This window comes from Streptomyces sp. NPDC055506 (assembly GCF_053643595.1).
In genome coordinates this window covers 1-8,041 of sequence record NZ_JBSHKH010000213.1, presented here as the reverse complement: position 1 = coordinate 8,041, position 8,041 = coordinate 1, and the positions used below count along the sequence as shown (strand labels likewise).

General features: G+C 71.1%; 9 protein-coding genes. 7 read left to right on the top strand and 2 right to left on the bottom strand.

Features of this window, described 5'->3' with window-relative positions; genetic code table 11:
- Positions 1 to 16: 16 nt before the first annotated feature.
- A complete protein-coding gene (locus ACWIF2_RS39200; protein WP_454366299.1) occupies positions 17 to 250 on the bottom strand; it encodes a hypothetical protein in 234 nt (77 codons plus the stop codon).
- A 58-nt stretch (positions 251 to 308) separates the two neighbouring features.
- Here ACWIF2_RS39200 and map point away from each other — a divergent pair, with 58 nt between their 5' ends.
- Complete coding sequence (gene map / locus ACWIF2_RS39195; RefSeq protein WP_454366297.1) at positions 309 to 1,166, top strand: type I methionyl aminopeptidase; 858 nt, start codon at positions 309 to 311, stop codon at positions 1,164 to 1,166.
- Between the two features lie 159 nt (positions 1,167 to 1,325).
- Positions 1,326 to 1,973: a biliverdin-producing heme oxygenase gene (locus ACWIF2_RS39190; protein ID WP_454366296.1), complete on the top strand. Its 648-nt coding sequence runs from the start codon at positions 1,326 to 1,328 to the stop codon at positions 1,971 to 1,973.
- Positions 1,974 to 1,994: 21 nt separating this feature from the next.
- On the opposite strand, the gene ACWIF2_RS39185 is transcribed toward ACWIF2_RS39190, so the two are convergent.
- Positions 1,995 to 2,639: a PhzF family phenazine biosynthesis protein gene (locus tag ACWIF2_RS39185; RefSeq protein WP_454366294.1), complete on the bottom strand. Its 645-nt coding sequence runs from the start codon at positions 2,637 to 2,639 to the stop codon at positions 1,995 to 1,997.
- 66 nt (positions 2,640 to 2,705) lie between these two features.
- Between ACWIF2_RS39185 and ACWIF2_RS39180 the strand changes: the two genes are divergently transcribed.
- The 5 genes from ACWIF2_RS39180 (at position 2,706) to efeU (ending at position 7,968) form a co-directional block, all read left to right on the top strand.
- Positions 2,706 to 3,791 (top strand): FecCD family ABC transporter permease, encoded by a 1,086-nt coding sequence (locus tag ACWIF2_RS39180; protein ID WP_454366293.1) that lies wholly within the window; start codon positions 2,706 to 2,708, stop codon positions 3,789 to 3,791.
- On the top strand, positions 3,791 to 4,621 hold the full coding sequence (locus ACWIF2_RS39175; RefSeq protein ID WP_454366301.1) for a heme ABC transporter ATP-binding protein: 831 nt from the start codon (positions 3,791 to 3,793) through the stop codon (positions 4,619 to 4,621). The genes ACWIF2_RS39180 and ACWIF2_RS39175 overlap by 1 nt, the downstream gene beginning before the upstream one ends.
- A 96-nt stretch (positions 4,622 to 4,717) precedes the next feature.
- Positions 4,718 to 5,866, top strand: coding sequence for an iron uptake system protein EfeO (gene efeO, locus ACWIF2_RS39170; protein WP_454366291.1), 1,149 nt, complete (start codon positions 4,718 to 4,720; stop codon positions 5,864 to 5,866).
- Between the two features lie 12 nt (positions 5,867 to 5,878).
- Positions 5,879 to 7,120 (top strand): iron uptake transporter deferrochelatase/peroxidase subunit, encoded by a 1,242-nt coding sequence (gene efeB, locus ACWIF2_RS39165; protein WP_454366289.1) that lies wholly within the window; start codon positions 5,879 to 5,881, stop codon positions 7,118 to 7,120.
- A gap of 5 nt (positions 7,121 to 7,125) precedes the next feature.
- Positions 7,126 to 7,968: an iron uptake transporter permease EfeU gene (gene efeU, locus ACWIF2_RS39160; protein WP_454366287.1), complete on the top strand. Its 843-nt coding sequence runs from the start codon at positions 7,126 to 7,128 to the stop codon at positions 7,966 to 7,968.
- Positions 7,969 to 8,041: the final 73 nt, after the last annotated feature.

The window sequence follows — 8,041 nt, the reverse complement described above, 5'->3', positions numbered from 1 at the left end:
ACGCGGGGGTACGTACTCAGGGGGTGTCGTCGCGGCCGCCCGTCGGGGCGTCGTGCCACTTGGGGTCGTTCTCCCACTGGAGGTTGCGCTCGCGGGCGGTCGCCATCGCGTGTTCGGCCTCCGTGCGGGAGGCGTACGGCCCGAAACGGTCCTTGTTGGGGCACTCCGGCCCCTCCTCGACCTTCTTGTGCTCCAGGCAGTAGTACCACTCACCCGGCTTGCCGACCGTGCGCTTCTTGAACAGGGCCATGACCAGCTCCTCTCGCCATCGACATGTTCCCCCATGGGCGCTGGTTAGACTCGCTGGCATGTCTGGCCAGTCACTGCTCGTCCCGGGGGAGCTGTCCCCCACCCGTCCCGTGCCCGGAAACATCCGCCGCCCCGAGTACGTCGGCAAGTCCGCGCCGACGCCGTACACCGGACCGGAGGTGCAGACCCCAGAGACGATCGAGGCGATGCGCGTCGCCGGCCGGATCGCCGCCCGGGCGATGGCGGAGGCCGCGAAGCTGATCGCCCCAGGGGTGACCACGGACGAGCTGGACAAGGTGGCGCACGCGTACATGTGCGACCACGGCGCCTACCCCTCGACGCTGGGCTACCGCGGCTTCCCGAAGTCGCTGTGCAGCTCGGTCAACGAGGTCATCTGCCACGGCATCCCGGACTCCACCGTCCTGCGCGACGGCGACATCATCAACCTCGACGTGACGGCGTACATCGGCGGCGTGCACGGCGACAACAACGCGACGTACCTGGTGGGCGAGGTCGACGAGGAGTCGCGGCTGCTGGTGGAGCGGACGCGGGAGTCCCTCGAGCGGGCCATCAAGGCGGTCCGGCCCGGCCGGCAGATCAACATCATCGGCCGGGTCATCGAGTCGTACGCGAAGCGGTTCGGATACGGGGTGGTGCGGGACTTCACGGGTCACGGCATCAACTCGTCGTTCCACTCCGGGCTGATCATCCCGCACTACGACAGCCCGCACGCGACGACCGTGATCCAGCCCGGTATGACGTTCACGATCGAGCCGATGCTGACGCTCGGGACGCACGAGTACGACATGTGGGACGACGGCTGGACGGTCGTGACGAAGGACCGCAAGCGGACGGCCCAGTTCGAGCACACGCTGGTGGTGACGGACACCGGCGCGGAGATCCTCACGCTGCCGTAGCACCCACCCGCACGTACACCGTCGAACGGCCCGCTCTCCCCGGAGGGCGGGCCGTTTCTGATGTCCGCAGGTTTTTACCGACGTCGCGTCGGGAAGTTTACCGACAACAGGTCGGCAAGGCTATTGACTTAGGTTAGCCTAACCATAGAAAGTGTCGCCATGGAATCCTTCTCGACCCTCATTCGGACCGCTTCCCGAGAGCAGCACGAGGAGGTCAGGGGCTCGACCTTCATGAGCGACCTGCTGGGGCACAAACTGGGCGTCGACGCGTTCGCGCGCTACACGGAGCAGCTGTGGTTCGTGTACGGGGCGCTGGAGTCGGGGGCCGCGCGGCTGGCGGCGGACCCGGTGGCCGGCCCGTTCGTCCGCCCGGAGCTGTTCCGCATGGCCTCGCTGGAGCAGGACCTGGAGTATCTGCGCGGCCCCGGCTGGCGGTCGGGCATCAGCGCGCTGCCCGCCACCCTGGAGTACGCGGAGCGGATCACCGAGTGCGCCCGCACCTGGCCGGCCGGCTATGTCGCGCACCACTACACCCGCTACCTCGGCGACCTCTCCGGCGGGCAGATCATCCGCGACACGGCCGAGAGGGCGTGGGGTTTCACGAAGAAGGGCGACGGGGTCCGCTTCTACGTCTTCGAACAGATCCCCAACCCGGCCGCCTTCAAGCGGAGTTACTGCGCCCTGCTGGACGCGGTGCCCGGTGACGAGCTGGAGCGGCAGCGGGCCGTGGCCGAGTGCAAGCGGGCGTACGCGCTGAACAACGCGGTGTTCCAGGCGCTGGGCGAGGAGTTCCCGCTGTCGGCGTAGGGCCGCGAGGCCTCCGTCCGTTCAGCGTTCGAGGTGGACCCGGCCGCCGACCTCGGTCCAGCCGCCCGGCTGGGGCGCGGTCAGCAGCTGGGAGCCGGCGCCCTGGGTGATGTTGAGGGCCCGGCCCAGCCGGTCGGTGAGCAGCAGGGCGGCCGCCCCGGTCGCCTCGTCCTCGTCGATGCCGTCGCCGCGGCCGGGGAAGGCCCGGGCGCGGACCCGGCCGGCGGGCTCGTCTTCCCAGGCCCAGGCGTAGACCCACTCCCCCGGCGGCGGTACGGCCAGATCGTCGACCTCGGCGGCGCTGCCGTACTGCCGCAGGGTGCGCGGCGGCACCCACTCGGCCCGCGCCTCGATCCAGCAGAACTCCCCGTCCTGCCGGGCACCGACCACCCCGGCGGGGACGACCAGTTCGGGCACGTCGAGCAGCCACGCCGTCCCGACACAGGGATGCCCGGCGAAGGGCAGCCGCAGGGCCGGCGTGTAGATGTCGATCACGCCGCGCTCGGGATCGTCGACGAACACGGTCTCGCTGAAGCCGAGTTTCGCGGCGAACTCCTGCCGCTCGCTCTCCCCGGGCATCACCGAACCCTCGCGGACGACCCCGAGTTCATTGCCGTAGCCACCGCGCGGCCCGCAGAAGACACGGAGTACGTCGTAGTCAGTCACGAGGGCAATTCTGCCTTGAACCTTTCCCCCGCCACGACGACCGACAGAGAGCGCAGGTAAGGCTGGATGACCGTCCTGGAGAGGCCCACCACGAGCGCCCCGGCCGAGAGCCCGCCCCGAAGACGCCGTACTACGGCATGGCCGCTGACCGCCGGACTGGTCGCCGCCCTGCTCGTCCTGGTCCCGGTCGCCGCCGGCACCGGCGCCTATCCCGTCCCGGTCGGTGACGTCCTCGCCTCCGTGCAGCACCGGCTGGGGCTGGGCGGCGGGGAGCTGGACCGGGTGGCCGAGTCGGTGCTGTGGAGCGTGCGGTTCCCGCGGATCGTGCTGGCCCTGCTGGTCGGTGCCTCGCTGGGCTGCGCGGGCGCGCTGATGCAGGGCGTGTTCGGCAACCCGCTCGCCGAGCCGGGCGTCATCGGCGTCTCCTCCGGCGCCGCGGTCGGCGCGGTCGGGGCGATCGCGCTCGGCGTGAACGTCCTCGGCACCTGGACGGTGTCCGTCTTCGCCTTCGCCTCAGGTCTGGTGACGGTGCTGCTCGTCTACGCGATGTCGCGGTCGGGCGGCCGTACGGAGGTGGTGACGCTGATCCTCACCGGTATCGCGGTGAACGCCTTCGCTGGGGCGCTGATCGGCCTGTTCCTCTTCTTCGCGGACACCGCCGCGGTCAACCAGATCACCTTCTGGCAGCTCGGCTCGCTCTCCCAGGCGACCTGGCCGAAGGTGCTGGCGGTCCTGCCGTGCGCGGCACTCGGCCTGGCGGTCGCGCCCCTGTACTCCCGCCGCCTGGACCTCCTGGCCCTCGGCGAGCGGCCCGCGCGGCATCTGGGCGTGGACGTGGAGCGGCTGCGGATCGTGCTGGTCCTCGTCATCGCGCTGCTGACCGCGGCGGCGGTGAGCGTCTCCGGGATCATCGGGTTCGTGGGCCTGGTGGTCCCGCACCTGCTGCGCATGCTCGCGGGCCCCGGACACCGGTTCCTGATCCCGGGCAGCGCGCTGCTCGGGTCGCTCGTCCTGCTGGCGGCGGATCTGACGGCCCGTACGGTCGCCGCGCCCGCCGAACTCCCCCTCGGGGTGCTGACGGCTCTGCTCGGCAGCCCGTTCTTCTTCTGGCTGCTGCGCCGCACCCGGCGCCGACAAGGAGGCTGGGCGTGATCCGCCTGCGTACCCGACGTCCCACTCCCCCTGCCCCGCCCGCTCCTGGCGACGTCCTGGCCGAGACGCGGGGCCTGCGTGTCCGGCTCGGGGCCCTCGATGTGCTGAAGGGGGTCGACCTCACGGTGCGCGCCGGTGAGGTCCTCGCCCTGGTCGGCCCCAACGGGGCGGGAAAGTCGACCCTGTTGAGCGCCCTGGCCGCCGATGTCCCGGCCGCCGAGGGGGTCGTACGCGTCCACGGCCGCCCGGCGGCGGACTGGCCCGCGCCCGATCTCGCCCTGCGCCGGGCGGTCCTGCCCCAGTCCCCGGCGCTCTCCTTCCCCTTCACGGTCGAGGAGGTCGTCCGCATGGGCCGGGCTCCGCACGCCGCGTCCCCCGCCACGACCCCGGCCGACGACGACCGGGCCGTCGCCGAGGCCATGGCCGCCACCGAGGTGACCGGCTTCGCCACGCGCCCGTTCTCCGCGCTCAGCGGCGGCGAGCGGGCCCGGGTGGCGCTGGCCCGGGTGCTCGCCCAGCATGCCCCGCTCCTGCTGCTCGACGAGCCGACCGCGGCGCTGGACCTGCGGCACCAGGAACTGGTGCTGCGACTGTGCCGGTCAAGGGCGCACACCGGTGACGCGGTGGTCGTGGTGGTGCACGACCTGGGGCTCGCCGCGGCCTATGCGCACCGGGTCGCGCTGCTGTGCGCCGGTCGCGTCGCGGCGGACGGCCCGCCCGCCGAGGTCTTCTCCGAACGACTGCTGACCGAGGTCTACGACCAGCCCGTCGAGGTCCTCCCGCACCCCCGGACAGGAGCGCTCCTGGTGACCCCGCGGCGGGAGCCTTGACCCCTTCTTGACTCATTCATGACGGCAATTTTGAGCCATTCGGGCATCCTGATGTGGCCCTTAGGTGAGCCTCACCTTTCCTTCCCTGGAGCCCTCATGCGACCCGCCAGACCCGCTTCCCTCGCGATCGCCGTCGCGGCGGCCCTGACCGCCGTCACCGGCTGCACCGAGAAGAGCAACGCCAAGGACGGCGACCACGTCGTCCACGTCACGGCGACGGACGACAAGTGCGAGGTGTCGAAGAAGGAGTTCCCGGCCGGGCACGTCGAACTGGCCGTCGAGAACAAGGGTTCCAAGGTCACCGAGGTCTACGTCCTCTTCCCGGACGACCGCGTGGTCACCGAGCGGGAGAACATAGGCCCCGGCACCAAGCAGCGCGTCACCGCCGAGGTGAAGGCCGGCGACTACCAGATCGCCTGCAAGCCCGGCATGAAGGGCGACGGCATCCGTCAGGCCGTCAAGGTCACCGGCGGCAAGGCCGTCAAGCGCGATCCGCGCCTGGACAAGGCGGTGGCGGACTACCGCGCCTACGTCCAGGCCCAGGCCGACGAGACGCTGCCCAAGGCCGAGGCGTTCGCAAAGGCCGTCAAGGACGGCGACCTCGAAGCCGCGAAGAAGGCGTACGCCCCCTCCCGCATCGGCTGGGAGCGCACCGAGCCGGTCGCCGAGTCCTTCGGCGACATCGACCCGAAGGTCGACGTCCGCGAGGACGGCCTGGAGGACGGCCAGGACCCGGCCACCGACTGGACCGGCTGGCACCGCCTGGAGAAGGCCCTCTGGCAGGACAAGAAGATCGGCGACCGCGAGAAGGAACTCGCCGGCACGCTCATCACCGACCTGAAGGACTGGCAGAAGCGGGTCGGCAAGGCCGAGATCACCCCCACCTCCATGGCCAACGGCGCCAAGGAACTCCTCGACGAGGTCGCCACCGGCAAGGTCACCGGCGAGGAGGAGCGCTACTCGCACACGGACCTGGTCGACTTCAAGGCCAACGTCGAGGGCGCGCAGCAGTCCTACGAGCTGCTCAAGCCGGTCGCGAAGGAGAACGACGCGGCCCTCGTCACCGAACTGGACAAGCAGTTCACGGCGCTGGACAAGCTGCTCGACAAGTACCGCCCGAACACCACGTCGTACGACTTCACCTCGTACGACAAGGTCGGCAAGGCGGACCGCAAGGAGCTGTCGGACGCGGTGAACGCCCTCGCGGAGCCGCTGTCCAAGCTCGCCGCAGCGGTCGCCAAGTAGCGGGGTGCCACGATGACGGACACCAACCCGGCGTCCCCCTCGCGCCGTTCGCTGCTCGGCTGGGGCGGTGCGGGCCTCGCGCTCGGCGCCGCCGCGGCGGGCGGCGCGGTCGCGATGGCCCGCGGCGACGACGAAGCCCCCGCCGGTGCCGGAGCCGCGGTTCCCTTCCACGGCGCGCACCAGGCGGGCATCGCCACCCCGGTGCAGGACCGCCTGCACTTCGCAGCGTTCGACGTGACGACGGAGGACCGCGCGCAGTTCGTCCGGCTGCTGAAGGACTGGACGGAGGCCGCCCGGCGGATGACGGCCGGGCACCCGGTGGGCGAGGGCGCCTACGGTGGCCTGCCCGAGGCGCCCCCGGACGACACGGGCGAGGCCCTCGGTCTCAAGCCCTCCCGCCTGACGCTGACGATCGGCTTCGGCCCGACCCTGTTCGAGAGGTTCGGACTCGCGGACCACCGGCCCGAAGCCCTGGTCGACCTGCCGAAGTTCGCGGGCGACAGCCTCGACGAGGCCCGCAGCGGCGGCGACCTGTGCGTCCAGGCCTGCGCGGACGATCCACAGGTCGCCGTGCACGCCATCCGCAACCTGGCCCGCATCGGGATGGGCACGGTGGTCATCCGCTGGTCGCAGCTCGGCTTCGGCAAGACGTCGTCGACGACGCCCGAGGCGCAGACCCCGCGCAACCTGATGGGCTTCAAGGACGGTACGCGCAACATCGCGGGCACGGAGACGGACCGCCTGCGGAAGTTCGTATGGGTGGACGGGAAGGCCGGCGGCCCGGCCTGGATGACGGGCGGCTCCTACCTCGTCGCCCGGCGCATCCGCATGCACATCGAGCCGTGGGACCGCACCTCGCTCCAGGAGCAGGAGGACATCTTCGGCCGCGACAAGGGCGAGGGCGCCCCGGTCGGCAAGGCCAAGGAACGCGACGAGCCGTTCCTGAAGGCGATGAAGCCCGACGCGCACGTCCGGCTCGCGCATCCCGACTCCAACCGGGGGGCGACGATCCTGCGCCGCGGCTACTCCTTCACCGACGGCACGGACGGACTGGGCCGCCTGGACGCGGGCCTGTTCTTCCTGGCCTATCAGCGGGACGTCCGCGAGGGCTTCATCCCGATCCAGCGCAATCTGGCGACGGACGCGCTCAACGAGTACATCCAGCACGTGGGTTCGGCGCTCTTCGCGATCCCGCCGGGCGTCCGCGACAAGGACGACTGGTGGGGCCGGACGCTGTTCTCCGGGGAGGCGTAGACCCGATGTTCTCCAACTATCTGATCGGTCTGCGCGAGGGCCTGGAGGCGAGCCTGGTCGTCTGCATCCTCATCGCCTACCTGGTCAAGACGGACCGCAGGGACGCCCTGAAGCCGATCTGGACCGGCATCGGAGTGGCGGTGGCCCTCGCGCTCGGCTTCGGCTGCGTGCTCGAATTCGGCTCCCAGGAGCTGACGTTCCAGGCCCAGGAGGCGCTCGGCGGTTCCCTGTCGATCGTCGCGGTCGGCCTGGTGACGTGGATGGTGTTCTGGATGCGCCGCACCGCCCGCCATCTCAAGGCGGAGCTGCACGGCAGGCTGGACGCGGCGCTGGCGATGGGCACGGGGGCGCTGGTCGCCACGGCGTTCCTGGCCGTGGGCCGGGAGGGCCTGGAGACGGCCCTGTTCGTCTGGGCCTCGGTCCACGCGGCGAGCGACGGTACGCCGCGGCCTCTGGTCGGTGTCGCCCTGGGCCTGTTGACCGCGATTCTGCTGGGCTGGCTGTTCTACCGGGGCGCGCTGCGCATCAACCTGGCGAAGTTCTTCACCTGGACCGGCGGCATGCTCGTGGTCGTGGCCGCGGGCGTCCTTGCGTACGGCTTCCACGACCTCCAGGAGGCCGACTTCCTGCCCGGCCTCACGGACAAGGCCTTCGACATCTCCGCCACGATCCCCCCGGACAGCTGGTACGGCACCCTCCTCAAGGGCGTCTTCAACTTCCAGCCCGACCCGACGGTCCTCCAGGTGACGGTCTGGCTCCTGTACCTGATCCCGACCCTGGCGCTGTTCCTGGCCCCGACGGACCTCGGCCGACGCCGGACGGCACCAGCCTCGGCCCGCGACAGCTAAGGCGTGGTCGTTGCGCAACTCGGCGCGACGAGGTGCCTCCCCCACTCTCGGCTTCGCTCGAGCGGGGGGACCC

Coding starts and splice junctions, on each gene's coding strand:
- efeB (WP_454366289.1), top strand. CDS start 5,879: ATGACGGACACCAACCCGGCGTCCCCCTCGCGCCGTTCGCTGCTCGGC.
- ACWIF2_RS39200 (WP_454366299.1), bottom strand. CDS start 250: ATGGCCCTGTTCAAGAAGCGCACGGTCGGCAAGCCGGGTGAGTGGTAC.
- efeU (WP_454366287.1), top strand. CDS start 7,126: ATGTTCTCCAACTATCTGATCGGTCTGCGCGAGGGCCTGGAGGCGAGC.
- efeO (WP_454366291.1), top strand. CDS start 4,718: ATGCGACCCGCCAGACCCGCTTCCCTCGCGATCGCCGTCGCGGCGGCC.
- ACWIF2_RS39190 (WP_454366296.1), top strand. CDS start 1,326: ATGGAATCCTTCTCGACCCTCATTCGGACCGCTTCCCGAGAGCAGCAC.
- map (WP_454366297.1), top strand. CDS start 309: ATGTCTGGCCAGTCACTGCTCGTCCCGGGGGAGCTGTCCCCCACCCGT.
- ACWIF2_RS39180 (WP_454366293.1), top strand. CDS start 2,706: ATGACCGTCCTGGAGAGGCCCACCACGAGCGCCCCGGCCGAGAGCCCG.